This window comes from Bacteroidia bacterium, assembly GCA_019695265.1.
Taxonomy (GTDB): domain Bacteria; phylum Bacteroidota; class Bacteroidia; order JAIBAJ01; family JAIBAJ01; genus JAIBAJ01.
The window spans coordinates 1-26,297 of sequence record JAIBAJ010000023.1 but is presented as its reverse complement, the minus strand read 5'-3'; the positions used below and the strand labels follow the sequence as shown (position 1 = coordinate 26,297).

General features: G+C 39.5%; 18 protein-coding genes and 1 tRNA gene. 7 read left to right on the top strand and 12 right to left on the bottom strand.

Annotated features, from left to right (window positions below; genetic code table 11):
- Positions 1-302: 302 nt before the first annotated feature.
- The 4 genes from K1X82_05580 to K1X82_05565 are packed head-to-tail and all read right to left on the bottom strand — an operon-like array spanning position 303 to position 5,027.
- Positions 303-1,916 carry a glycosyltransferase family 39 protein gene (locus tag K1X82_05580; GenBank protein ID MBX7181561.1) on the bottom strand — a complete coding sequence of 538 codons (1,614 nt, stop codon included), beginning with the start codon at positions 1,914-1,916 and terminating at the stop codon, positions 303-305.
- Positions 1,917-1,922: 6 nt separating this feature from the next.
- A complete protein-coding gene (locus K1X82_05575; GenBank protein MBX7181560.1) occupies positions 1,923-2,699 on the bottom strand; it encodes an NUDIX hydrolase in 777 nt (258 codons plus the stop codon).
- A gap of 6 nt (positions 2,700-2,705) precedes the next feature.
- Positions 2,706-3,521 (bottom strand): 3-methyl-2-oxobutanoate hydroxymethyltransferase, encoded by an 816-nt coding sequence (panB, locus tag K1X82_05570; protein ID MBX7181559.1) that lies wholly within the window; start codon positions 3,519-3,521, stop codon positions 2,706-2,708.
- Between the two features lie 18 nt (positions 3,522-3,539).
- Positions 3,540-5,027 carry a hypothetical protein gene (locus K1X82_05565; protein ID MBX7181558.1) on the bottom strand — a complete coding sequence of 496 codons (1,488 nt, stop codon included), beginning with the start codon at positions 5,025-5,027 and terminating at the stop codon, positions 3,540-3,542.
- A gap of 351 nt (positions 5,028-5,378) precedes the next feature.
- On the opposite strand from K1X82_05565, the gene K1X82_05560 reads away from it, so the two are divergent.
- Both K1X82_05560 and K1X82_05555 read left to right on the top strand, forming a co-directional pair.
- On the top strand, positions 5,379-5,909 hold the full coding sequence (locus K1X82_05560) for a thioredoxin fold domain-containing protein (protein MBX7181557.1): 531 nt from the start codon (positions 5,379-5,381) through the stop codon (positions 5,907-5,909).
- 261 nt (positions 5,910-6,170) lie between these two features.
- A complete protein-coding gene (locus K1X82_05555) occupies positions 6,171-6,560 on the top strand; it encodes a DUF1987 domain-containing protein (protein MBX7181556.1) in 390 nt (129 codons plus the stop codon).
- A gap of 328 nt (positions 6,561-6,888) precedes the next feature.
- Here the strand turns inward: K1X82_05555 and K1X82_05550 are convergent.
- From K1X82_05550 to K1X82_05515, 8 genes are all read right to left on the bottom strand, one after another.
- Positions 6,889-6,962 (bottom strand) — tRNA-His (locus K1X82_05550).
- 81 nt (positions 6,963-7,043) lie between these two features.
- Positions 7,044-8,450 (bottom strand): aminopeptidase P N-terminal domain-containing protein, encoded by a 1,407-nt coding sequence (locus K1X82_05545; GenBank protein ID MBX7181555.1) that lies wholly within the window; start codon positions 8,448-8,450, stop codon positions 7,044-7,046.
- 31 nt (positions 8,451-8,481) lie between these two features.
- Entirely contained in the window at positions 8,482-15,939 is a 7,458-nt protein-coding gene (sprA, locus tag K1X82_05540) for a cell surface protein SprA (GenBank protein MBX7181554.1), read from the bottom strand.
- A gap of 11 nt (positions 15,940-15,950) precedes the next feature.
- Positions 15,951-16,532, bottom strand: a complete 582-nt coding sequence (gene ruvA / locus K1X82_05535) for a Holliday junction branch migration protein RuvA (GenBank protein MBX7181553.1) — start codon at positions 16,530-16,532, stop codon at positions 15,951-15,953.
- An 879-nt stretch (positions 16,533-17,411) separates the two neighbouring features.
- Positions 17,412-17,897 (bottom strand): carboxypeptidase-like regulatory domain-containing protein, encoded by a 486-nt coding sequence (locus K1X82_05530; GenBank protein ID MBX7181552.1) that lies wholly within the window; start codon positions 17,895-17,897, stop codon positions 17,412-17,414.
- 68 nt (positions 17,898-17,965) lie between these two features.
- On the bottom strand, positions 17,966-18,916 hold the full coding sequence (locus K1X82_05525) for a phosphoribosylaminoimidazolesuccinocarboxamide synthase (protein MBX7181551.1): 951 nt from the start codon (positions 18,914-18,916) through the stop codon (positions 17,966-17,968).
- Positions 18,917-18,937: 21 nt separating this feature from the next.
- Positions 18,938-19,738 (bottom strand): purine-nucleoside phosphorylase, encoded by an 801-nt coding sequence (locus K1X82_05520; protein ID MBX7181550.1) that lies wholly within the window; start codon positions 19,736-19,738, stop codon positions 18,938-18,940.
- An 86-nt stretch (positions 19,739-19,824) separates the two neighbouring features.
- Positions 19,825-21,639, bottom strand: a complete 1,815-nt coding sequence (locus tag K1X82_05515; protein MBX7181549.1) for a M2 family metallopeptidase — start codon at positions 21,637-21,639, stop codon at positions 19,825-19,827.
- A 106-nt stretch (positions 21,640-21,745) separates the two neighbouring features.
- Between K1X82_05515 and K1X82_05510 the strand changes: the two genes are divergently transcribed.
- Genes K1X82_05510 through K1X82_05490 form a run of 5 tightly spaced genes read left to right on the top strand, consistent with a single transcriptional unit; the run spans position 21,746 to position 25,568 of the window.
- Positions 21,746-22,804, top strand: coding sequence for a DUF2804 domain-containing protein (locus tag K1X82_05510; GenBank protein ID MBX7181548.1), 1,059 nt, complete (start codon positions 21,746-21,748; stop codon positions 22,802-22,804).
- 18 nt (positions 22,805-22,822) lie between these two features.
- Positions 22,823-23,593, top strand: coding sequence for a 2-(1,2-epoxy-1,2-dihydrophenyl)acetyl-CoA isomerase PaaG (gene paaG / locus K1X82_05505; protein MBX7181547.1), 771 nt, complete (start codon positions 22,823-22,825; stop codon positions 23,591-23,593).
- 2 nt (positions 23,594-23,595) lie between these two features.
- Positions 23,596-24,753: a 3-hydroxybutyryl-CoA dehydrogenase gene (locus K1X82_05500; protein ID MBX7181546.1), complete on the top strand. Its 1,158-nt coding sequence runs from the start codon at positions 23,596-23,598 to the stop codon at positions 24,751-24,753.
- Positions 24,754-24,786: 33 nt separating this feature from the next.
- Positions 24,787-25,218 carry a hotdog fold thioesterase gene (locus K1X82_05495; GenBank protein ID MBX7181545.1) on the top strand — a complete coding sequence of 144 codons (432 nt, stop codon included), beginning with the start codon at positions 24,787-24,789 and terminating at the stop codon, positions 25,216-25,218.
- 5 nt (positions 25,219-25,223) lie between these two features.
- Positions 25,224-25,568, top strand: coding sequence for a hypothetical protein (locus K1X82_05490; GenBank protein ID MBX7181544.1), 345 nt, complete (start codon positions 25,224-25,226; stop codon positions 25,566-25,568).
- Positions 25,569-26,297: the final 729 nt, after the last annotated feature.

The window sequence follows — 26,297 nt, the reverse complement described above, 5'->3', positions numbered from 1 at the left end:
TGGCATCGAAGTGTGTTTGAGTTTTGTTTTTTATGCGGGCCCCCTCCGCCAACCTGTTTTGGTGCATTTGCCTAGGTAATTGCATGGCGTTCGGGTCACGCTTTCGCCGCTAGTCCTCGTCGCCCTCCGCCTTGGGGCTGCGGGCTCCTGTGGGCTGGCTGGCTCAATCGTTGCCCGGGGTGCAAACCCAATCAGCATCTATTTTCCCGAGGAGTTTTTGGGCTAAGAATTGGTTTGTTTGGAGATAGCTAAATCTAAAAGATTGAATGGATTCCTGAGTTAGTTTAGCTTTTCATTCGGTTTTAGTGTTTGGTTTGAAAGGCAACAAATCCATTTTTCTCCCAAACTACTTTCCAATGGCTATGTGCTTGTTGAAGTTCTTGTTTTGCAGTGGATTTTGCCATCCACAAGGTGTCTGTTTTGGGTAAGTTGCCTTTTTGGGCATAAAAATATGGAGCATAGGATTTATACGCCATGGTCCGTATTTCTATATTTTGATTCTGCTTGCTTTGGTAAAATTCAATTACAGCTCCTTGCGTAATGGCCTCAATTTTGGCAAGAAAGGTCCCTAAAATGAGCGGTAGTGCCAAAGTGATACCCAACATTTGGGTTACAAAGGATGACAACAATTTGTTTTTCAGATATAAAAACACACTTACACCCAAGGCGATACTAAGCCAAATAAATGGTAAATAATCCAACCAATCCCAAACTGGCTCAGCCTTTAAATTCTCTAAAGCAAAGGCGTCGCGGATAATACCTGATGAAACGATTTGTTGATAATGGGATTGAATATAAGATCCGGCAATCGGAATTGCAAACAGGATGAGCGCCCAAACCAATCCAAGGGTTAAATTGATTGGGGCAACCCATTTTGATTGCTTCTCCTGAAGCAAGTATGTAATACCAAAATAGGTGATAGAATAATAACAAAGCGAAGAATAATGTACAATTTTGGTTGTTGCCAGGGAAAACAGGATAAGTGAAAACCAAAAAAAAGCAAACATCAATACCTGAAAGGGTTGTTTAAACCATTCTTTTCCGGTTTTAAAAATAGACATTTGGTTGGCTAAAAAGGGAATGCTCAGGGGGAAACATCCAATTAGCAACACCACCGGGTGATAATACCAGGGTTGTGCATGTCCGGCTTCACCGGTTTGGAAAAGCCTGATTTGGTAATGAATAAATTCCTGAATTACTGCACTTTTCCCGTCAAGGTAAAGCCAAAAAAACCAAGCTCCACCTACCAACAATACTAGGAATAGCCAACCAAATAGGTAAAGCCATTTTTGAAAGATTTGTCGGGGGAAAAACAGGGCAAGAACAAAAGAAGTTCCGCCAAGTACAATCAATGCTGCCGGACCTTTGGTTAAAATAGCTAAACCTCCCGAAAAGGCCGAGGCAAGTAGCAAGGACCAACTTGCTTTTTCAAATACAAAAAAGTACAAGGTGACCAGAGAGGTAAAGATGAAAAAGTTAAACCAAGGGTCGATAATTCCGGAGTGAAAATAAAATTGAGGGAGCAAGCATCCCAAGAAGGAAAAAGACCAAAGAATTCCGAATTTTTTATGATGCAAATGGTTTCCCAGTAAGAAAAGTAAGACCATGGAAATTGCTCCGGCAATAGCATTGGGAAATCGGGCAGCAAATTCATTTACCCCAAATAGTTTCATGCTGAGAGCCTGAAGCCAAATAAAAAAGGGTGGTTTTTCCCAAAATGGTTTGAAATCAATTTGAACAGTCAGGTAATCGCCCGAAACTAACATTTCGCGGGCACATTCGGCGAAGTTAATTTCGTCCCAATCAAAGAGATGAACCAAGCCAAGGTTAGGAATAAGCCAAACAAGGGCAAACATAAAAAGGGCCAGGCATAGCTTGGGTAACGAGAGCTTTTCTAAACTTTCAAGCAATTTCATGGAAGCTTAGAAATCAAAATCGCTGCGGAAAAACTGTTCATACTTTTTCTTGTTGAACTTATACAACATGGCCGGTTTATGACTCACATTGGTTTGTTTTTCGTCTTGTGGTACTAAAAAACCATAATTGAGGACCCTTCTTCTGAAATTGCGTTTGTCCAAGGGTTTGCCGATAATTACTTCGTACAATTTTTGGAGTTGAGTCAGGGTAAATTTTTTGGGAAGTAATTCGAAACCAATGGGATGGAAACGCATTTTTTCTTTAAGCATCTCAATGGCTTTGTTTACAATGAGGTTATGGTCGAATCCTAAGCCCGGAACAGCATTCACCGAATACCAAACCGGTTTTTTTGCAAAGGAATCGCTTCCTGCTTCCAATTCAAAGGAAGGTAATTTGATAAGGGAGTAATAGGCAACAGTAATAACTCTTGCATCCGGATTTTGTCTAAATCTGGAGAGCCATTCCACATCCCTGCTTCCTTTAACCCGGTGAGGGTCACCAAAGGTGTGAAACTGTTCGAGGTAAATGTTTTCTAATCCCGTCAGTTCGAAGAGTACCCTGTTAGCTGCCTGATCCAGACTTTCATCATCTCTAACTAAGTTACCCGGAAGAGCCAATCCAAATTCAGATTCTTTGGGGTTGTCATCCGGTTTGGCTTTTCGTTGAATTACGAGTACTTTGAGGTCGGTACCATCAAATCCGAAAATGACACAATCGACTGATACGTTTGGATTTACTTGTGCAAAAGCAGAGTTTGATTTAGCACTTTCTTTCTCTGACATGGCAGCTTAATATTGTTCATTTTGGTTAGGAAAATCCTTTGATTTCACATCTTCCACATACCTTTTAACGGCATTGCCTATGTCTTCGTACAGGTTGAGGTAGCGACGTAAAAACCTGGGTGAAAACCCTTTATTGATTCCTAACATATCGTGTGAAACCAATACTTGTCCATCGGTACCATTTCCGGCGCCAATTCCAATTGTTGGTATGGTTAATTCTTGAGAAACCTGAGTAGCTAAGGTAGCCGGTATTTTTTCAAGTACTATGGCAAAACAGCCATAATCTTGTAATTTATGTGCATCTTCGATTAGGCGTTTGGCTTCCATTTCTTCTTTGGCTCTTACGGTGTAGGTTCCAAATTTGTAAATGCTTTGGGGGGTTAAACCAAGGTGACCCATCACCGGAATTCCGGCGGTAAGAATACGTTCGATACTTTCTTTAATTTCAAAACCACCTTCTAGTTTTACAGCATGTGCACCTGATTCTTTCATAATTCGGATGGCGCTGTTGAGTGCTTCTTTTGAATTTCCTTGGTATGAACCAAATGGAAGATCTACTACTACCAAGGCTCTTTCAACAGCACGGATAACAGAAGAGGCATGGTAGATCATTTGATCTAAAGTAATTGGTAAAGTTGTTTCATGACCTGCCATTACATTACTGGCAGAGTCACCTACCAGAATAACATCCATTCCGGCTGCATCGATAATACGGGCCATGGAAAAATCATAAGCGGTCAGCATGGAGATTTTTTCTCCCCTGCGTTTCATTTCTAACAGGGTATGGGTAGTGACCTTTTTTATATTGGTATGTACAGACATTCGATCAGGTTGGTAAAATTATTGTCGGTTTCCTTTCTTCGCTTTTTTAACCCTGGAAGGAATGGGTTTAGGTTCTTTGTTCATGCTATCCATCAACAAGGGCAAGGCGAGTTTGGTAGAATCAACTTTGTTGGTGGTGTTTTTTGAACGTGGATTGGGTTTGATAGGATCGTTGGTTGGTGCCTGAATCTCTGGTTCAGCTTTATCTTCTTCTTTTTTTCGGGCGTTTGACTTATTGGTAGCTTGTGCTTTAGTATCGTTGGTATTGGCAGATGTAGTTTTGGATTGGTCTTTTGGAAGTGCCTTGGAAAGGTCGTTTTTAGGAGAATTATCCGGTTTCTTAAGTTTGCTTTCTTCCTCTTCTCTAGCTTTTACTTCTGCGCTACGTTTTTCAATAACTGTGGATAAGAGTTTTACTTTTAATTCCTGAAAGCGTTTATTCATGTAGAAGATTGAATCCTTGTATCCTTCAACCTGTGCTTCGAGATTTTGGTTTTTGCGAATTTGTTCCCTTAATTCGGTAGTTAGAGTTAATAGTAAATCGTTATCTATTCCTCGTAGCATTTCGTCTTCGAGGTAGGTCAATTTGCGGGCACGAATTTCGAGGGAGTCGTTTAGACGGATGTATTTATCCAGAAGCTCCTTCATTCGGTTGTATTCTAAGTCCCGGTCTTTCCGGTAGTCGACGAAGTTTTGAGTTGAATTTCTTAATTCCGCTTTCAGGGAGTCGATATCAGCTTGTTGTTTGGCAATTAGCTCTTCGCCGTGGAGGCGGTTTACATAGGTTCCGTTCAGGTTTTGAAGGGAATCGCCTGCATTACTGGTTCCATAAACATTGAAATAATCAATTCTTGCTTTGGTATTAGGACCAATAAGCATTCCTAAATTTCCGGCCAACATATTGTCGAGGGTGAAGGAATTGACGAATTTTTTATTGATGTAAAAGTCAATTTGTCCATCCTTAACTCGAATATCCAACTCATTGTATTCGTCTTTAGAACTTAAAAGGGTTGTTTTTACCCAACCTTGGTTTTCTTTACTGCCTGAAAGGTATTTGTAGTATTTCCCGCTCACCAGTTTTTTAATTCGGTATTCTTTATCGCGGTTAAATTCCATCACTACTGCACTGTTTCCATCTTTTTGAACCAGAAATATTATTCCAATGGTTTGTTCTTTTCCTTGTTCGGGAGCTAATTTAAGTGCAGCACGAATTTGAAAAGTAGTTAAAGGGTTTTCCCAATTGGAAATAAAGGCGTAGGGATTGGTTGGGTTGAGTCGGTTAAGGAATAGGTCGCCTTTATCTACTACAAAGAAATTTTCGTAGGTAGTTTGGTAGTTCCAGTTTTTGTTTTCTTCGTTGAAATCCTCCTTCAAAACCGGTTTGTTATAGGTAAGATTGATTTTTTGCTGAGAAAAACCTGTGAAGAATGAAAGAAGCAAGGTTATAAAAACCAAGCAATTAGCCCGAAAGAAGGGAGTAGTTGGAATGGACTTAATTAGTTGCATTAACAAGGCAAAGCTATGTTTTTTTTCGAAATTACTGAGTTTATAGGATAAATGCGATGAGTTAAAGGTTTGCACTAATCCGGGGTAGGGATAGAGCCAAGTACCCCACAGGAGCCTGCGGCGTTAGCCAAGGGCGACGAGGAGTACAGGCGATAGCCCGACCATGAGCCCGGAAATTGTTGGTGCAAAGTGATAAACTGCTGCGAATGGGACCCCCCCAATAAAAAGTTAAAAAATCGACATGCCCAAATGTTTTAAAAGTGATGAAGATGGAGAGGGAATAGAATTTCGGCATAATGATTGTAATTTGCGGGGTTATAAAGGAATATTTCTTTATTTAGAGTTTTGAATATGAAACGCATAAAATCGATATTGGTTGGGGTAATTTTGGCCTTGACAACATTTAACGGAAACGCTCAGGTTAATTGGTTAAGTTTTGAGCAAATGCAGGAAGCCCAGAAAAAGGAAGCACGTAAGGTAATAGTTGATTTTTATACCGATTGGTGCGGATGGTGTAAGAAATTAGATGCTGATGTTTATAGTAATAAAATTGTTTCGGACTATATTAATAAGCATTATTATGCCGTGAAGTTTAATGCCGAAAAAAATGCACCTGTAGTTTTTAAAGGGGATAGTTTTGCGTTGGTTCAGGTAAATCCGAGAAAGCAAACCCATTCCTTGGCCTTGAAACTGATGAATAACAAGGCTGCTTATCCTACAACCAGTTTGTTAAACGAGAAGTTGGAATTGTACAGCGCGGTTCCGGGATATATGGGAGCTCCGGATTTTGAAGCTATGCTGGTTTATTTTAATGAGAATTATTACCTGTCGCAAAGTTGGGATGAGTTTAGAGCCAAGTACCATCCTAAAACTCAGCCTTAAACAAAAAAGTAGTCGCAATTTAACAAAAAGTTGACTTGTTTTGAAGAAAAAACAGGGCAATATTTTCTATTTTGTTGTAAAAAAGCTAGCTTTTTTAAAGTCAAGGAAGTTTCGAAGGCTTAGGTATTAGGCGAGTTGCGGAAGGGTAGAGTTGGAATTGACATTTATGGGTTAATAATTTTTTTTCGTATTATTGGATTATTACATTTGCCAACTACTTTTGTGTAATCACCTTCAAATAAAAGGTTCAGATAATTAACGATGGCCGCTACCTTAGAACCACTTAACATAGCTTCAACCAAAGATACACCTACCATTATCTTTGATCCGGCCAATGGTCATTTCGAAGTTTCAGGTCGTTCCTTTCCCTTAAATGCTAAAGGCTTTTACCAGCCTGCTGTAGATTGGTTGAATAATTATGCCGTTTCACCTAATGGCAGAACTAATTTTGTGTTTAAACTGGAATACTTTAACACTCCATCTTCGAAATGTATTACGGATATGTTGAAGATTTTAAAGCAAATTAAAGATCAAGGAAATGATTTGTTAATTACTTGGTACTATGAAGAGGATGATATCGATATCCTTGATTTGGGCCATGTATTCTCTAGGATTGCCGACTTGCCTTTTGAGTTTAAAGATACTAACTAATTCTTGCATTCTTCTCGGATGATCTAGTGTTCCAGGTAAGTTCTATTTCTTGGAAATGCTTTTATGCATTTGATAGTTATTACTTATTCTTCTTTTCTATTGCCAATTTTATTTGAAAAATAGTCAAAATGCTATTTTGAAAATTACATTGGTATATGCCGGTATAGAAGCTGTTTTGGTAAAGTATCGCAGAATTTGGGTTAAAATTGGATTTTTACAGATTTGCAATCAGTAAAAGGATGAATGGAATGGGCTAGCGATTTAGCCATTTCAACCTAGACTAAAACAAAAAATCCCTATGCAATGCATAAGGATTTTTTGTTTTTAGGGAGGGTAATGGGATTTGAACCCACGGCCTTCAGGACCACAATCTGACGCTCTAACCGACTGAGCTATACCCTCCGTTTGGGAATGCAAAAGTAGTATTTTTTCGAAAGTCCTCGATTTTTGGTTGAAATTTTTTATTTCCAAGCCTTTGCATGATTATTCTAAGTCTTTAAAGGGGCTTTGGAGTTGCATAATGGCTTCAATTTCTTCAATAGTTCGGGGACTTCCGGCAGAGAGGTTTTCGGGTTGTGAGTTTGTAATTAGGATATCATCTTCAATTCGGATGCCAATATTCCACCATTTGGGGTCGCAGTCAGACCCTTCGGGAATATAGATGCCCGGTTCAACGGTGATAACTTGTCCGGGTTCTAATGGGCCATATAAACCAAGGTCATGAACATCTAAACCAAGGTAATGTGAAGTGCCATGAATAAAGTATTTTCTATATTCTGATTCATCTTTGATTATTCCAAGTTTCTTAAGTCCTTTGCCTATTACTTGGGCAGCAGCTTTGTGGGGATCCCAAAATCCATTGCCCGATAAGCAGGCATTGATTCCTTGAGTTTGAGCTTCTAAAACAAGGTTGTATATGATTCGTTGTTCGGGCGAGAATTTGCCGTTTACCGGAAAGGTTCGGGTTACATCTGCGGTGTAGCCATGGTATTCAGCGCCCACATCAGACAGTAGCAGGTCTCCATTTTCAAAGCGTTTACGATTGGTATTGTAATGCAGAACGCAACTGTTTTCCCCACTGCCTAAAATAGATGGATAACCTTCAAATTCTGCTCCACGGTGTTTGAAGAAAAATTCAACTATGGCTTCACTTTGGTACTCAGTCATGTTAGGTTTGGCGGCTCGCATCAATTGATTTTCTGCCTCACACGTAATAGAGATAGCTTTTCTCAGTAAGGTTAATTCTTCCGGTTGTTTATACATCCTTAATTGGGACATGAGTTCTTCCTGAAGTTTAAAATTTTTCAGTTCGCCCAATTTCTCGGTAGTTGATTCGAATGTTTTCCATAGATCGTATAAATCTCCATCTCCTTCTTCGTTTCGGATATCACGGAAGTTGAAGGGTGGTAGGATGGTTTTAAAGCTTTTGAAATCTATTTTAGTGGATTCAAATTCTGAATTTAAACGCACCTCGGCAAATCCTAATTTGGTTCGGACACCTTCTTTTCCGAGTCGTTTTCCTTCCCATGTTTCCCTTTTTGGGTTACGGTCTTGGACAAAAATGATTTCTTTGGTTTTTACACCATCAATGGTAACTTCATCCTTAAAAATTAATACCACAGCATTGGGTTCCATTAAACCGGTTAGGTAATAGAAGTCGGGGTTTTGAGCATATTCATAATCCACATCATTGTTTCTGTTACGAACAGGGTTGGCAAAGAAAATGGCTACACTGCCTTCGGGCATAAGAGCTCGAAGGGCATCTCTTCTGCCTTTGTGAAATTCAGGAGTTAATCCGTCAGAATCGTATAGTTCGCTTTTGATTTTAATGGGGATTTCTTGTGCAAGGGCTATACCAGGCAACAGAAAAAGGAAGAAAAGGAATCTCATCAGCATGGGATTGTTACTATTTTCAATGCGATTATTGAGCCAAATTAAGCCTTAAACTAATTCCACCATTGGCATTGTTGGTTGGAAAGGAAGAGGATACTACCGGCTTGGTAATGGTTTGATCGTAGAATGCCCGTAAGGTTACTTTTTCACTTAAGACGTAGTCGGCTGATATTTTTATGCTAATGATTTGTTGACCGGCAGAGGCCTGGTTGGTTCCTTCAACAATTCGGTGAATAACGGTTTGGTTATTTCGGAATGCCACATCGGCTTTAAGGTTCACATCGCTTTTGGGTTTTTTCTGGTTTTTACCAAAGCGTATAGGAAATACTACATTTTTAAAGCGATAACCAGCGCCTATAGAAATTTCACTGGTTTGAACTTCGGTAAGCTGATTATTGACTGTACTTAAACTTAAGGTTCTGCCTTTTTTGTACTCAAATTTATTGGTAAGGCTATTTTGCCAGGTCATATCAACCCCAATGAATGGACTAAATTGTTCAGTAATAGATACCTGAGGAATGTAACTACTTGCTATATAGTTATGGGAGCTGTCCATAGCAATAGGAGAGCCCAGGGAATCTCTGGCAAGCAGGTTAGTTGTAAATGAGTTAACAGAATAGGTGCTTCGGTATTGATGGCTTAAAGTAAAGTTTTTGAATAGGTTTTTGATAAATCCAATTTTCATTAATCCGTCATAATTTACCCTCCAGTTTGGCATTGGAATATTGGGGAAGTTAGATCCGCCTCTGGTTTTGCTTCCGGTATAAGTAGTTAAGAAGGAATTAATTAATACATCTTGTTGTGTTTTTCCATAACCTTTTGGGAAATCGCTAAAAACTTCATGATTCCCAAGTGAATTAGGGTTTTTAGAAGCATAGGCTTGAGCAGTTGGTAGGAGGTTGCTTCTAAATTCTTCATAAACCTGATTGCTGTTGGAAGAATTTAGTTTGTTTTTTCCAAATGCTGTAGATGCTGAAATAATTGAAACGTTGTAATTACCCATTTCCTGAGAGCCAAATGAATTAAAATCGTTAATTTCTTCATCCCATCGGTAAAATTCACTTTTACTTCTGGAATAGTTTCGGGTGGCTGTCAGGTCAATTTTGAAACCGGGGATAGGTTCAATGGTAGACCTTGCGTTGAAGGTAGAGGTATAGGTTTTGGTAAATTTATTGTTCAGATTGGGATCGGTAACCAGCCAGTTGTTTTCTCTAGCTCTGGATTTGAGCTGGTTTTCATTTTGTGAACCAAAAACAAATTCCCAACCCGGAGCAGTAGTTCCGGAAAAGCTATTTCCAAAAAGACTGGGTGTTGGCTTAAAACCCGGTAATAAAATTCCTTCTTGTTCGCTATAATCAAATCCTGCACTTCGAACCATCATCAAGAAACGCAAACCTGAATTTAGAAATGGAGTGAAGTTGGCTTTTTTCTTTTTGGTACTGTCTTGCACTGCCTCTTTTCCAGGAGTTTTTGTTTCCTTAGGTTTAATATCTTTTTTCTGATTTTTAGGTGGTGGCTGGTTGGCTTTCTTCAAGAAGCCTACTTTGTTGTACAGGTTTACAAAATTGAAATTACCGTTGATGGATTTAGTCCTTGAATTTTGAATGGAATTACCCAAAACATTAACCACCGATTGTGAAGGGGCAGTCCAGTCGTAATTCACTGTATATTGCACTTGGGAGGTAATCCAATCGGTAATTGGGAATTTGTTAATTGGTAAGGCATAAGTAACATTTCCGGTATGGTGGAATTGGGTATTTCTTCCACCTCGGGAAAGGTTTTTCCAAATACTGTCTTTTTGGGTTTTGTAATAGCTGGAGTCTTTGTTAATTCGGTAACCATCTTCATCGATACGGCTGTTATTGGTAGCGGTATAATCGAAGGAGAGTGATTTGGTTAAATCCCATTTAAACGAATAAACTCTTTGCCAAATAAAATTCTTGAATAATTGAGGAGAAACTTGAATATCAGCAAATTGTGAGGTGTTCCTCGGTAAACTCTCGTTGTATTGTCTGTCGAGGGCTGAATTAAAGCTGAAATTGGAAGGCAAGAGGGTGAAATTGATATCCTTAATAGGTTTCCACCAGCCTGACTTTTGGAAATTTTTTGAGAATTTGGCAAAGTTTTCTCGCTTCTTTTTCCTTTTTAGATACTCTGCTTCGATGTCTTTCAATTCTGCTTTAGGAGTTTTTCCACTGCGTTTAACACTATCTAAGAATCCTTTTGCATCATTTTCTTTTTCTTTTTTGTTGGCTTCAATACCATCCATTATTTTCTTCAGCAGTTTAAGCTTGGGGAATGGTTTAAGGTTTTTGCTTTGGAGGTTGTAATTATAGGTTATAGCACCCTTCCATTGGTAAAGGTTTTTGTATTCGTAGGTGAAATTCCGTTGTTTGGTTTCATTATAAGCATAGGTTAAGCTTATGTTTGAAATGTCCCACGGATAGGATTTCTTTTTATTGGGACTTTTTTGTTTTTGTACATTGGTAAAGTTGATACCTCTCCGAATGGTGTAGTCGATGGATGCTTCTTTGATATACTTTTTTTCTTCCGGATTTTGAATGCTATTGAGATAATCGGATAAAAGAAGGTCGGGTTGAAGTGGGCTAAAATACGGAGTAATCCAGGTTTCGCCTTGTGCCAGGTACATGGGTACCTTTAATCCGAAATTTTTTGGGAAGAATTTATCCAAATTAAATGTTCCTGCCACATCGTATTGAACCAGATCTTCTCTGTTTCTTTCTGAAACTTTTTCTTGAATTTGTCCCCACCCTACGGTTTCAATATGACCTGTTGCAGTGATGTTGGCAAAGTCGGCCAGTTTGGTTTGAAGCTGTAAATTGGTAGCCCAACCTGCGTTATTCATAAATTCGGTTAAGCGCATTTCATCAAACCAAAGAATGGCGCATTTGTCTTTTCCATCGTCGGTGGGTGTTTTGGATGTTTTTTTCGGATTTCGAACGCCCACCATTACAATCTTAATATTACCCAGGTTAGGTGTTCCTTTTATTCGAATAAAGTTATTTCCATGCGGAATAGGTTGAGATTCCTCCGCCAGGTTTTGACCAGAATTGAGCAATTGTTTTTTTGCATCGGTTAATACACTAAAGTCGAAATCGAATTCATTTTGACTTGGCCAGATTTCTGTATCAGTCTCCGAACCCCAAGGTGTAAACTTAAGCGGGATTTCATACTCGTAGTAGTTGGAAGTAAAGTCTGTACCGAAACGAACAAAGGCACGGAGGTCTCCATCATTAATTTCCTGAGTCCCATATTTTTCAGCGTGTACAAACATTTTAAAGTGTTTGTAGGTTCGGGTATCGATTCCCATGGTTCTAAAAGCGGCCTTTGAAACTCCATCGGGAAGCTCACATACGGTTAATGCAAGTGATTGCTCATTCAATCTCCGGGTTTGGGTTGTGCTTAGTGCTTGTTGTTGTTCAATTCCCGGAGGTAGTTTATATTTGATAGGAACTCTATTTCCGTTTTCTTCGATATTAACATAGTTCAAATCGAATGGGGAGCCGTTAGGGAAGTCGTTTGAAACTTGTTCTCCGGGTTCTTCTAAACTTTCTTCAAATTTTCTCCATTCACCTCTAACCAATTGAAATTTTCCGAAACGAATAGTCACACTGTCTTCAAAGTTTTTTAGGAAGGTTCTGATAAATCGGATGGAACGATAGTCCCCAATTTCCCCAATTACTTTTTCCGGTTTACGAACCGGAATTTTGAATTGGTACCAGGTTACATCTTTGGGTTGGTTATTATCCAATTTTCCGGTAGCCACCACCTTGTCAGTAATATAGTTTTTTCCAACAACTAAATCTTGGGGACGAAGGCTGATTTTGTATTGGTAATATTGCTCAGTTTGTTCAATGGTATTATCTCGGTTGATATCCTCCAGGTTAGGGGTGGTTTGATAAGAACCTGTTACGCCACCCGATGTAATAACCGGAGAATTTCCTTCGTATCCATTAAATCCTTGGTAGCGCTGAATGATAGAAGCGGTATAGTCATTGTAGGAATTATCCAGGTAAAATCGGTAATCGTCGGTAGATGGGTCAGCCAAAGCTTTGATATAGGCACCGGAGTTTTCCCCAAAGTTTGATTTGATTAATTGTAAGAAGTTGTTATTAAAGAATAATCTTTCTTTTTCATCGCTTAATCCATCAGTTCCTACGTCTTGTTGGGTTCTGGAATCCGGATCGTTATCGAAAACAAAAATACTGGCGGCATTGGCATTAGGTGCAGGAACATAACCCCATTTGGATGAATCCACATCGAGGTTGTTTACCGTGGTGCTTAAACCATTTTCATAGGAGTATTTACCATCACGCATTAAATCTTCCGAAATGGTACCTAAGTTGATGTACATATCACCACCCTTGTGTGATTGGTCGTAGTAATATGGATCCATCACCCACAGTTGTATGTATTCGATGTTGTTTTCTTCGAAGTTGGGGGTTTCAATTTTGCGGGTAATACCGGCCCAACGAGATTGTGGTTCTTTTAATCGGCCGCTGGTGTCGATACCGGCAGTTAATCCAGGCTGTGGCAATACATCGTAATTGTAAGGACCTCTTTCCTTCGGATTAAAATGAAGGTCGAGGGTGTTGAGATTCATTACCTGGTTATATTGGGGTTGTTTGTTTGGAAACAACTCTGTTTCAAGAACCTGACGGGAATAATGGTTGGAACGATAGTCGTTATCGCTTAAACCGTTAACTGTTGCTCCATTCGGTAAATTTTGTTGAAAGAAAACGGAAGCATCGATTTGGTACCAACCTAAATGGGCCCGGTTCATTCCATAACGGATATCGTTTACAGGCACTGTTGCTTCCGGAAAAAGTGTCGGTTGTCCTTGTGGGGTGCTTGCCAGTGTCCAGGCTTGTGGTGTTTGAATGTCGATGAGGGTTTGGGATCCTTCAAAATCGTCAATGTAGGATGTTCCGTCTTTACCAATAGCAGGAGCATTTCCCGGAATTATTTGGGCGAATTCACCTACAAAACTAATGGTGCTGGTTTCTTTGGTATTGATAAAAGGTATTTTATCTACCAACTTGGTTAATAACCTGGATTCGGTTCTCCAATTTCCATCTACCCCCCAAACTGTATTGGAAACAGCTTCGTCTCCAATATTTACTTTTTGGGTCAGTGGTCTTTCCTGAAGGTTCATTAAAGTTGCACCAACGGCTAAATCTTTAGAAAACTTATAATCCAACCGTGTACCTATGAGTCGTTTGGTTTGAATGTTGAACAAAGATTGGCTTTCCAAACTGATATTTAAAGGCTGATTGGAATTGAGGTATTGTTGATTAATAATTTTAACTCGACCCAAGGTATAATCAACGGAGTAATCTACTCCTTCTTGCAATTGAACTCCTCCACTAGTAACTTTAACCGAACCTTGAGGAATATTGGTGGCATTGAGGGAAATGTCGGAACCGGAGGCAGATTTATAACTACCCATCAGTCTAAACCTGTTTTTCAAAGGATTTTGAATAGCCTTTGTTCGGGTTGAATCATATAATTCTTCGAAAACATAGGTGCTGGCTAAGGCTGTATCGGCAGGTGTATCACCAAATTGTTCACGTAAATAACTACCAAATGGTTCTTCCACAGGAAAAATAACTGTTCCTTTTTGGGAATTAATGGTTATTCCATCAATGTAATCAAATACCCCATCCGGCGTTTTGTCGAGCTGAAAGTTTAGGCTGTCGGTGTTTAGCACCCGAATCAATGGAATTCCTTTTAGCTTACCTTCCGGTATGAAGTTGATTTTGGTACCTGTGCTAATATTGTCGTAAATAACGTTTAATTGAAAATCTTCCTTGTTTAAACTGTATGCACCCAGGTTATAAACGTTTTTCATCATCAAATGCCAAGTGGGCAATTTGGGTAAAATCAAATTTGATTTTAACATTTTTAAGATGATGGCATCTTGGGTAACGGTTGTGGTAGTTGTTCCTGTATTGGTAGAAGCTGAAACATCTTGTGAAAATTCACCCACTTGAAATACTTCGTTTCCAATGGTGTATTGATACGAAACCCCTAATACTTCATCCGGGTTGAGGGGTTGAGATAAGGAAATATACCCTAACCGGGAGTTGTAAGTAAAGTCTGTTCCTTCAACCAGCTTACGTGCCGATTTTACCGAAACATAATCCTGTGAATTGATAAATCCGTTAACGGTGTATTGAGAGAGGGTATTAATTATGTTTTCTGATTTTCGTATCCCATCTCCAAATCCATACATTTTATCATACAGGTAGTTGGTTTTGTTGCCCGGATATTCGGTATTCTGAGGCTGTGGCAAGGTAAGTCCAACGGTACTGTTGTGCAGGTTTTCCGGATTTTCTCCAAGGTCCATAAAACAAACGATATCCCTGGTGTTAACAGTTGAACTTTGCTTGTTAGTTACCCAAACCTCTATTCGGGTAATGTTTATAGGTGATCCGATTAATGGGATATCCTTACACCATTTGTCATAGTTCTTTCTGAAATATTGCGATAAGAAGAAGTGTTTATAAGCTTCATACGAATCGCCCGGAATATCAAATTGGGTAATTTGGGAACCGCCCTGAACTTGAATGTTTTGAGATTTGCCTCGTTGTTGTGCAAATAATCCGGTAACTCCTAATTTCCCAAATTTCAAAGCTACTTTACCTCCAAATAAGCTTTGACTACCATTGATAAGGGTTCCGTTGGTTGGCATTTGCACGTTACCCAATTCAATTTTTTGAATTATCTCATCCTCTTTTCCGGTGTAACCAAGTTTTATTTGGTTTTCAAAATCAAAAGTAGCCTCCGTATTGTAATTAAAATTGAGCTTGATTTTATCTCCGATTTCCCCGGTAACGTTTAGCTGAATTTTTTGGTCGAAGTTGAAGGTAGTTACCTTTCTTTGTTTAATAGGTAAACTCGGATTGTTGATTTTAGATCGGTTAAAGCCGAAAATGAGTTCTGCAGTACCCTGTGGCTTAATCGAAATGGTGTTGCTGCCGAAAATATCTTCAAATAATTTGCTATCAATTTTAAGCTTGGGAATCAGAGGTTTTTGATTGGCCAAATCTTCCGCCTGGCTTCTTTTTTTCCAATAATCTTTTAATGATTGCTGGGCATTGTATTCCTGATATTCGTCAAAAGTGAGGTAGGTTGGCGGACGGTAATCCATATTGCCCACTTTATCGGTAATGTTGTAATTGCCGCTTTCAGGGTCAAATTCAACTTCGTGTTTTACATTCGAAGGTGGATTTAAATGCATGCCGCTGGGAGCAACCGTTGGATTGGGGTCAATGTTATAATCCGGAAAGGGATAATGAAGATCCGATTCAGGCGTGTCTACTGCCACACTTTCCATCAAACTTTCATAACTCCGTTTAATTCTGTGATAGGATTTTGGATTTTTTGCAGCAGAAACTGCCACAATAGCCAATGTAAGCACTATTACAGGAACAAGAGAAAGATTATTTTTTTGTGCTGCCAATTTTCAATTTTTTATAGCGATTTAAGTCCAAGTCGTATCAGGTCTTCAACAAGTGCATTGGGGTTTTCCTTCCATTGTTTGTCTAGGAATTTCTCCACATTTTGCTTGTTAAATCCTAAGGTAACGAGGGCCGATAACGCCTCTTCTCTTGATTTATTTTGGGATAGCGGGAAAAGTTCGGCAGCAATACCTGTTTTTCCAACTTTATCTTTTAATTCAATAATAATTCGCTGGGCAGTTTTAGGACCAACTCCTTTTATAGCCCGCAATGCAACATCATTTCCCGATGCAATGATGCCTATCAGCTCGGCTGGTGGCAAGGCTGAAAGTATCATCAATGCAGTGGCACTTCCTACTCCATTTACCGATATCAGAAGTCGAAACAATTGCCTTTCTTCCCTGTCAGCAAATCCGTAAAGTAATTGGGCATCTTCCCTCACCACAAAATGGGTAAACAATTTAAAGGTTCCACTCTCCGGAATTCGTGAAAATGTATTCAAAGAAATGGGAAGGTAATAACCAACGCCATGGCAGTCAATCACCGCAAATGCAGGATTTTTTTCAGCTATTTTACCTTCTACAAAGTCAAACATATTTTTAAAACATTATGGCAATACAAGGTTTTGTCCAAAATTTGGGCGTGTGACTTGTATGCAAAAAATCGGTTCAATTACCTGATAATCAATGAGTAGAGGTTTTTTCGATAGCTTTAATTTTAAAAATTGAGGGGCGAATATACTAAAACCGAGCTATAATACCCATTTTGACATGCCGGTTCGTCTACAATATTCCATTATTTTTTACTTAAAAATTGGCCTAATACTCTTTTTTATGAAAATGGTTCCTTCATTACTTTTCAAAAAGTTCATAAATTTTGGGTTATTTTTTGTAAATACTATTTGGCGGGCCCCCTCCGCCTAACCAAAGTTTGCACCAACCCAATAGTTCTGCATGTAGGCGTTCGGGTCACGCTTTCGCCTGTAGTCCTCGCCACCCTCCGCCTAAGGGCTGAGGGCTGCTGTGGGCTACTTGGCTCAATCGTTGCCCGGGGTGCAAGCCCCAACAGCCATCAACAGGTTCCGGGTGTAGTGGTTTATGGATGTTTTGAATACCGATTGCAAATCTTTTATACTTCAATTTGGCTTCACCATAATTGGGTTATACTGATTTTGCATTGGTTCAAGCCAATGCAATTCTCTAAAAAGTAATAGACTGTTTTTTTAAAGAACTTTGGAATTACCTTTCTTTTGAAATGCAGAAAAAACAAAGAACAGCTTAAGCTTCGTTTCTTGCAGGTCATTTTGGGCTTGCACCCCGGGTAGGGATAGAAGTGGAAAGCCCACAGCCCCGAACCCTTTCGGGGCGAGGACTTGGAACGTATAGCCCGACCATGAGCCTTGATAAGTTTTAGGTTTTACCGAAAAGTTTGGAGCGAATGGGACCCGCCAAATAAAAAAAACAAATAATCGCAATTAGAACCTGGCAAAAGCGCGCTTACTGGTTTTCATTACTTTTTTCTTTTGTTTTAACAAGTATGAACCTTTGGCATATTGCAAAGCACTACCTTTAGAAAGGGCTCCGAAAACCTCGGCTTTCTTTTTGTTTTTAATCTGCAATTCGCAAATCATCAGCTTGTTGTAACCGGCTTTAGAAACCACCAAATCCATTTCGTCTACATCGGTAATTTCGATGGTAATTTTTCCATTTTCGCTGGTTACAGCCGACCGAACCAATTTCCCGGCCTTAAAAATATCCACTTTGGCATCGGGAATAGGTAAATTGGATTCGCCATCGATAATAGTTAGCAGAATTTTACCTTGAGAATAGGAATGGCCGCCAACAAATAGAAGGGAAACAAACAGGACAATAGATAAAAATTTAGGCATAAGGCCACTTCTCCAAGGCAAAAGTGAACTTAATTCATCTATCATTTCGGTATGTTTGTTGGCAATAATCAACACCTAAAAGTTTAAAACAGCTTTTATACCGAGTAATTGAATTTTAGTTTGGACAATTGTCGAAATACTTAATAGTTTTTCTTTAACCATTCCCTAATATTGGTTTCCACACGGTCGGCAATATGCCCTGATGAAGCCGAAACAAAGGTATTTCCTGTTACTTTTTCAAACAATTCCACATAACGATTCGAAATGGTTTGCACCCAATCGTCGGACATCGACGGAATTTGTTGGCCTTCTTTTCCTTGAAACCCATTTTCGATCAGCCATTGTCTAACAAACTCTTTGCTAAGCTGTTTAGGGGATTCATTGTTGAGCAGGGTTTGCTCATAGCTTGATTTGATGAAATAGCGGGAGGAATCGGGGGTATGAATTTCGTCCATTAAAACCACTTTTCCGTTTCGCAGTCCGAATTCGTATTTGGTATCGACCAGGATTAAATCGCGGAGGGCGGCCATTTCAGTTCCTTTAGCAAAGAGGTTACGGGTATATTCTTCCATTTGCAAATAATCTGCTTCGGGAACCAGGCCTTGAGCCAAAATAGCTTCACGGGAAATGTCCTGGTCGTGACCGGCATCGGCTTTGGTGGTTGGGGTAATAATGGGTTTCAGAAATTGCTGATTTTCTTTCATGCCATCGGGCATTGTAACACCGCAAATAGTTCGTTTTCCCAGATTATATTCCCTGGCTGAATGACCTGCCAAATAGCCACGTATAACCATTTCCACTTTAACGGGTTGGCACAGATAGCCGATAGAAACGATGGGATCGGGTTGAGCGATTAACCAATTGGGAGCTACTTCCTTGGTATTTTGGAGGAAGTAACCGGCAACCTGGTTTAGAACTTGGCCTTTGGATGGAATTCCTTTAGGCAAAACAACATCAAAAGCTGAGATACGGTCAGTGGCGACCATAATCAGCAATTCGTTGTTAATAGTGTATACATCCCGGACTTTACCTTTGTAGAATGCGGTTTGACCGGGAAAGTTAAAATGAGTTTCGGTAAGGGCAGAATTCACGGTGGAAGGGTTTGGAGGATATTAAAGTTCAGTGATTAACTCTTTCATAATCAGGGTCATTTTAGGTTCAGCGCTATTGGCTACCTGGATAACATCTTCGTGGGAAACATCACCGGCTTCGGCACCTACACCCATATCGGTTATGATACTTATTGCAAACACCGGAGTTCCGCCATGGCGAGCAACAATTACTTCGGGTACGGTGCTCATACCAACGGCATCGGCACCAATGGAACGAACATATTTGTATTCGGCCGGGGTTTCAAAACAAGGGCCTGATAAACCCGCATAAACTCCTTTTTGTACTTTGATTCCATTTCTTTCTGCGATGGATTCCGCTTTTGCCACCAGAACTTTACTGTAGGCTTCGCTCATATCGGGGAAACGGGGGCCAAGTTCAGCTATATTAGGACCCATAAGCGGATTGGTTGGGAACAGATTGATATGATCGGTTAAAATCATCAAATCTCCTACTCTGAAATTCAGGTTAACCCCGCCGCTGGCATTGGACACCAATAGGTTTTTTACGCCTAAAAATTTCATAACCCTAACCGGAAAGGTACATTGTTGCATGGTATAGCCTTCGTAGAAATGAAAACGGCCTTGCATAGCCATGATGAATTTACCACCTAAGCGGCCAAAAATTAATTTGCCGGAATGTCCTTCTACTGTTGATACCGGAAAGTTTGGAATTTCTTCGTAGGGGATGGCAATTTCGATGGAAATTTCTTTTACCAAGCCTCCAAGTCCGGAACCTAGAATAATTCCAACTTCGGGATCGGCAGAAATTTTTGATCTAAGAAAATCGGCGGTTTCCCGCATGTCAGCTAGGGTTGGAATTGGTTTAGAAATACTCATGATTGGTTCAGAGAATTAGAAAAATAAGAGGAGGTTAAGGGTTGGAATAATTAGAGTGATTCGGGTAAAGCGTATTTTCTGCCTTGGTTAGCTTTTTTCAGGTACACCATGAGCGGTTGGAAATAATCCACCATGTCTTTTGCACTCATTTCAGATCCAATACATTCCTTCAGGTGAGCTCTCCAGTCAACACTTGCTCCAGGAGCCATTACTTTTTGAAGGAATGCTCCAACTTCTTTATTTCCCCAATAGTTAGTAGCATGAGGATCCTGTTTTAGGATGTTTTTGGCAATGTAAGTATGGAATTGGAAAAGTAGGATATTGGCAATTGCGTAGTCGTAATATTGAGCCGGATCATCGTTGATATGGGTTTTGGTAGCAGCATCGCAAAATTCTTCACCTCTAGCAGAAGGAGGAACAATTCCCTGGTATTTTTTTACCAATTCCCACCATTTTTGGTTGTATTGATCGGGGGAGAGGTTTTGGCCATACAAGGCATATTCAAATTCGGTCATAACCCCGGCACCCCAAGGAATAACGACGATGTATGAAAGTGCCTCATTCAAAAGTTTAAGAGTGTCGTCGGTTTTCAAACCCGGTTTAATCAATTCAACGCTTTCAAGGAAAGGTTTTTGAAGAGAAGCCAATCCCATCATAGTACCGAAGGCTTCGTGGTAGCCACGGTTAGCCCCACTTCTTAAAATAAGAGGAACATTTGGATTTGAATAGGCCATATAATAATAGATATGTCCAAATTCATGTAAGATTGTTCCCCAATAATCGGTTGTAGGAGTAATGCTCATAAGGCTTCGAACATCTTCTTTTAGGTCCATGTGCCAAGCCGAAGCATGGTTGTTTTTAGAATAAGATGAATCGGCGGAAACCGGATACAAGCTGCTTTTTTCATAGAAGGATTTAGGAAGGGCATTGAATCCAATGCTTTTGTAAAAATCTTCCCCTTTATGCACCATCCAATCTGTTCCTTTTGCTTTTAGCACTGAATCGATGCTTAGACCTTTCACTTCAACCAATTCGCTCCAATCTTGTCCCCAGCGATTGGGCAGCCAATGTGCAGGTATTTCATCAGGAACCGGTTGTTTGTATCGTGCAGCTAATTCGTATCGGGTCCAGGTATGCAATTCCCGGTATAGTGGCCAAACTTCTTTCACAAACTGGCGGGTAAGGGCAACCATTTCTTCGCCGGTCATGCCATATTCATGAGCCTGGTAATCGAAAAAATCTTTATAATCTAAAGGTTTAACACTTTCGTTACGGAGTTTTTGAAGATCAATTAGGCCGGGTTTAAGAACTTTTCCAACTTCTTTACTGGCCGTCCAAGCTTTTAATCTTTTAGTCAGGTCTTTGGACGTTCGGAGTACGTCGTCAATTTCTCCGGTTGTTACAGGTTTTTTATCCAAAGTGAATTTATATCCATACAACAAGTTGGTTTGTTTGTTAGTGGCAGAAATACGCTGTGCAACAATTTCACTGGCTGTTTCGGGGTTGCTTCCAGCATTAAATAAAATGGTTTCAAATTGTTTAGTTTGCAAAGGAGTTAATTGATCTTTGATGGCCAGGTATTTTTTAGCTGAATCAATATTAGCCTTGCTACCGGTAAATTTGGCAAGGGCTTTTCCTGCCATATCGGCTTCGTGCTGCGACAGCGTATCACCCGGAACGATATAGGTAGCTAATTTCCAATCCGCCTCTGAGGAGATAGCGTAAAGTTTTTGATAATCAGTGTTGTAGGAGTCTAGAAAGGTTTGGGCCTGCTTTTGAATAGCCTGGTTTGGGTCGGTTGAATTTCCGCCGCAGGAAAACAAGAATAAAGAAGCAGAAATTCCAAGAAGTAAACGAGTATTCATTTTAAAAATTTGTGGTGCGAAAGTAGGATTATTGGTTCAAAAAAAAACCATTGTTAAAAAATGCCGAAGCCAAACATTCATTTAATTTGTTGTTTACAAAAATAGCATGTCCTACATCCCACGTACCATAACTCAGGCTCCTAGCCGATTGGTTGAACAGGGTAAATACCAACTGGGATGTTTTAACACTCCGGTGAAGGAAGCAAATCTTTTGGATTACCCGAATCCTTATGTTTTGCCATTACCCAATTTTTTGAAATCACTGCAACTGAGAGAGTGGCAGGCTTTTCAAATAATGGGGAAGGGCTATTTTATCATGGTTGCCATCTATAATGCCAAAAAAGTTTCATTGGCACAGTTTATTGTTTATGATATTCAAGGCAACAAAAAGACTAAGTATGAAAAGAAGGTAGCAAGTTGGGATTTGACTGTTCCATCCAGCCTTTATGGAAATACAATAGCCAGCTATTCGAGTAATAACTTTAATTTGGAAGCTTGTCATGATTTAGATTCGAACAAGCTAAAATTGAAAGCATCCATTCGTGGATTTCGGGGTATGCCCAATGTGGAGGCAGAATTTCATGGTTATCATTCAGTCTCAGAATATACGCCTATGGTGGTTTGTAATCCATTTTCTGCTGGCAGGGTTATGTATTCGCATAAATGCCTAATGCCTATGAAGGGTTATTTGAAGATGGATGATTGGAGTTTGGATTTTCAGGAGGAGAATTCACAATTAATACTGGATGATCATAAAGGATATTATCCTTATCCAACCGAATACGATTGGGTAACAGGAATGGGAAGGACAGAGGAGAATCAACTAATTGGGTTTAATTTAACTAATAATCAGGTTATTGAACAAGATAAATACAATGAGAATTGTTTATGGTTCAATGGAGAATTGCATCCTTTGCCACCAATTCAAGTTTCACGTCCGGAAGGAGTAAAAGGAGAATGGAAAATAACGGATGAATTTGATTGGGTTAATTTGGTATTCAAACCGGTGATTCATACATCCGTTAATTTGAATTTAATACTTTTAAAAAGTAAGTACGAAGGTCCTTATGGTTTTTTTACCGGATACCTGAGAAAATCGAATGGAGAGAAGGTGGTCATTAAGGACCTTTTTGGTATGGGTGAAGATTTTTATTTACGAGCATAATATTTCAAACTATAGCAAATGTCAATATTAAAAGAACTTAACAACGGGGTATTGACCCTAACGTTTAATCGTCCGGATGTACTTAATAGTATAAACCGTGAAACTGCGCTTTCATTGCAAGAAGCCTTGGATGAAGCATCGAACAATAAGGAAGTAAGAGCGGTATTAATTACAGGTTCCGGACGTGGTTTTTGTGCCGGGCAGGATTTAGCTGAGGCGACTGATCCAAGCGCAAAAATTGATACATTCGTTAGGGAGCATTACAATCCAATCGTATTAAAAATAAGAAGCATAGAGAAGCCGGTTATTGCGGCAGTAAATGGAGTAGCAGCCGGAGCAGGTGCTAATCTGGCTTTTTGTTGTGATTTAGTTTTTGCTGGCAAGTCTTCCAGCTTTATTCAGAGTTTTGTAAATATTGGATTAATACCTGATAGCGGAGGTACTTTTTTTCTTCCACGTATCATTGGAATGCAGAAAGCGACTGCCTTGATGTTTACCGGAGAGAAAATAAGTTCAGAAGAGGCTGAACGCTTGGGTTTAATTTACAAGGTTGTGGACGATACGGAATTATTAAATGAGGCTTTTAAGCTTGCCGCCAGGCTTGCTCAAATGCCAACGGCAGGCATTGGCTATACCAAACGATTGCTAAATGCTTCCTATAATAATGATTTAAAGGAGCAATTGGATATGGAGGAGGAAATGCAATTAAAAGCTGGGAATAGTTATGATTATTCAGAAGGTGTTAGGGCCTTTTTAGAGAAAAGAAAACCTGTATTTAAAGGAGAATAAGGATGGTAATTGGAGTTATTGGCAGTGGTGCCATGGGGTCGGGGATTGCTCAGGTTGCAGCCCAAAATGGATGTGTTACCAAAGTTTTTGATTTAGATACCAAACAACTGGAAAAGGCTGAAAAGGCAATTATTTCAGGACTACAGAAATTGGTGGATAAGGCGAAAATTACCCAGGCTACTATGCAAGCCACAGTAAGTAATTTGGAGTTTTGTACCACTCTTGAACAGTTGTCAGATTGCGAATTGGTTATAGAAGCCATTGTCGAGATTAAGGAGATTAAGAAAGCCCTGTTTTCTGATTTGGAAAAAGTGGTTAGTTCTAACTGTATTTTAGCAACCAATACTTCCAGTTTATCTATTGCCTCTTTATCGTCTTCGCTTCAAAGTTCGGAACGGTTTATTGGAATTCATTTTTTCAATCCGGCCACTATTATGCCATTGGTTGAGGTTATACCTGGGTTAATGACCTCCCAAGAGTCCATTGAATTTTCTGTTCAATTAATCAAGTCATGGGGCAAGAGTGTAGTGCTTACCAAGGATACACCCGGATTTATTGTGAACAGGGTAGCCAGGAGTTATTACAGCGAATCGATTCGTATAGCAGAAGAACAAATTGCGGATTATGCTACCATAGATTGGTCTTTGAAAACATTTGGTGGATTTAAAATGGGGCCATTTGAACTAATGGATTTTATTGGGAATGATATTAATTACCGGGTAACGGAAAGTGTATGGACTCAGTTTTTTTATGAGCCAAGGTTTAAGCCATCTATAACCCAGCAAAGGTTGTTTGAATCCGGATTTTTTGGAGTTAAAACCGGTCGAGGTTATTATTCTTATGGCGAACAAGAATCCAAACCGGTTCCAAAAGAAGATGTGGAATTGGGGAAGGAGATATTTATGCGGGTTATTTCCATGTTAATTAATGAGGCAGTTGAAGCCTATTATTTAGGTATTGCTTCGCCAGGAGATTTGGATTTGGCTATTCAAAAAGGAGTTAACTATCCTAAAGGATTACTGAAATGGGGGGAGGAAATTGGTTGGGAAAAGGTATTAAGTAATTTGCAGTTTTTGTTCGACGAATATGGTGAAGATCGATATAGACCAAGTATTTTGTTAAAAAAGTTGGCGAAAGGAAACAAAAACATTCATTGGTAGTTATAACTAACAAAATAGATTCCTATGAAATTAATGATTCAAGAACAGCACAAGCATTATGTTGCGCAAGAAGTTGTAGAGAAAATGCTGGGAAACGACCCATTTAGTCAATGGTTGGGTATACAGAAAGTTTTAGTTGAACCGGGAAAATGTGTTTTGAAGATGAAGGTGAAGAAAGAGATGTTAAATGGATTTGGGATTTTACATGGAGGAGTAAGTTTTTCATTGGCAGATAGTGCTTTTGCCTTTGCCTCAAATTCTAGAGGTCGCAAAGCATTTTCTATTGATAATAATATTTCTTATTTACATAAAGTTTCGGAAGGAGAGGAATTGGTTGCTAAAGCTGAGGAAATTAGTTTATCAGAGAAAATCGGAATTTATCAGGTTACCATTACAAACCAAGACCAACAGATGGTTGCAGTTTTTAAAGGAACAGTTTACAGGAGCAGCGAAAACTGGCAATAATATTCATGTTTGAACATTCAAAAAGGCCACTGGCTAGTTCGAGGAAGTATGTTCAGCGCCAGCTAAAATTTGTTTTATATTCCTTATTATTATTAGGTGTTTCATTAGGAATTGGTATAGTTGGTTACCATTACTTAGGTGGTTTGGGATGGATAGATAGTTTATTAAATGCCTCGATGATACTTACCGGTATGGGCCCTGTTAATCCCATGCAAACGGATGCCTCCAAAATTTTTGCTTCCTTTTATGCTTTATTTAGTGGGGTGGCCTTTTTAACTATGGCAGCGGTGATGTTTGCTCCATTGATTCATAGGTTCTTGCATAAAATGAATATTGATATAGAGGATTAGGCGAATATTCCCTTATATGGATTCATACAAACGGATCTTTCCTATAAAAAACTCCAATAGGGTTGAACAATGGTTTTCAACTTATTTATATTCAGTGTGTTAATAACGGTTTTTGATGCTATTTGGACACTGTGGATAGTCCAATTTTACGCTTATGTTTTCCCGGGAAATTAGCCTAAAATTCTATTTCATTGGTATTTACAAATGATAGTTCCCGATATAGCATTTGTTCTATTTCTTAATTTGGAACTGCTTAAAAGTGCTAAAGCTTTTTAATTTAATTTCTTAAGAACTTGTTTTCTCTGGCAGTTCGCTATGTTTATTTGTATATTCCTAAAGCCCAATTGGGTTATAGCACCATGAATTCGTTGCCCAAGCCTGATAGATACCATGACATGTTGGGAAGGAAATTATCCGGGGAGGTTGCGCATCGGGCAACGATAGAGGCAAGTAGCCCACAGGACCACTACGGCTTTAGCCTAGTGGGACGAGGACTACAGCCGATAGCGTGACCCGAACGCCCGTGCAGGTTTTTTGGGGTTTAATACTACATTGGTTGGGCGGAGGGGGCCCGCATACTAGTATTTAAAATAATTATCGATTCTTCCCCGTCGACTTTTTCTTATGCCCCTACTTAGCTTCCAGCTTTCGCAATTCAGCTTTCTCGGATTCGGTTACATTTTCCGATTTTAATAAAAAAGCAATGATGGATTGTTTAAACTTAGGCCT

Excerpts from the sequence above, each read along its gene's own strand:
- K1X82_05520 (MBX7181550.1), bottom strand. The coding sequence starts at position 19,738 with ATGCGGGAAACCGCCGATTTTCTTAGATCAAAAATTTCTGCCGATCCC.
- K1X82_05545 (MBX7181555.1), bottom strand. The coding sequence starts at position 8,450 with ATGAGATTCCTTTTCTTCCTTTTTCTGTTGCCTGGTATAGCCCTTGCA.
- K1X82_05565 (MBX7181558.1), bottom strand. The coding sequence starts at position 5,027 with ATGCAACTAATTAAGTCCATTCCAACTACTCCCTTCTTTCGGGCTAAT.
- K1X82_05580 (MBX7181561.1), bottom strand. The coding sequence starts at position 1,916 with ATGAAATTGCTTGAAAGTTTAGAAAAGCTCTCGTTACCCAAGCTATGC.
- K1X82_05515 (MBX7181549.1), bottom strand. The coding sequence starts at position 21,639 with ATGAATACTCGTTTACTTCTTGGAATTTCTGCTTCTTTATTCTTGTTT.
- K1X82_05510 (MBX7181548.1), top strand. The coding sequence starts at position 21,746 with ATGTCCTACATCCCACGTACCATAACTCAGGCTCCTAGCCGATTGGTT.
- K1X82_05490 (MBX7181544.1), top strand. The coding sequence starts at position 25,224 with ATGTTTGAACATTCAAAAAGGCCACTGGCTAGTTCGAGGAAGTATGTT.
- K1X82_05560 (MBX7181557.1), top strand. The coding sequence starts at position 5,379 with ATGAAACGCATAAAATCGATATTGGTTGGGGTAATTTTGGCCTTGACA.
- K1X82_05495 (MBX7181545.1), top strand. The coding sequence starts at position 24,787 with ATGATTCAAGAACAGCACAAGCATTATGTTGCGCAAGAAGTTGTAGAG.
- K1X82_05555 (MBX7181556.1), top strand. The coding sequence starts at position 6,171 with ATGGCCGCTACCTTAGAACCACTTAACATAGCTTCAACCAAAGATACA.
- K1X82_05500 (MBX7181546.1), top strand. The coding sequence starts at position 23,596 with ATGGTAATTGGAGTTATTGGCAGTGGTGCCATGGGGTCGGGGATTGCT.
- paaG (MBX7181547.1), top strand. The coding sequence starts at position 22,823 with ATGTCAATATTAAAAGAACTTAACAACGGGGTATTGACCCTAACGTTT.
- ruvA (MBX7181553.1), bottom strand. The coding sequence starts at position 16,532 with ATGTTTGACTTTGTAGAAGGTAAAATAGCTGAAAAAAATCCTGCATTT.
- panB (MBX7181559.1), bottom strand. The coding sequence starts at position 3,521 with ATGTCTGTACATACCAATATAAAAAAGGTCACTACCCATACCCTGTTA.
- K1X82_05575 (MBX7181560.1), bottom strand. The coding sequence starts at position 2,699 with ATGTCAGAGAAAGAAAGTGCTAAATCAAACTCTGCTTTTGCACAAGTA.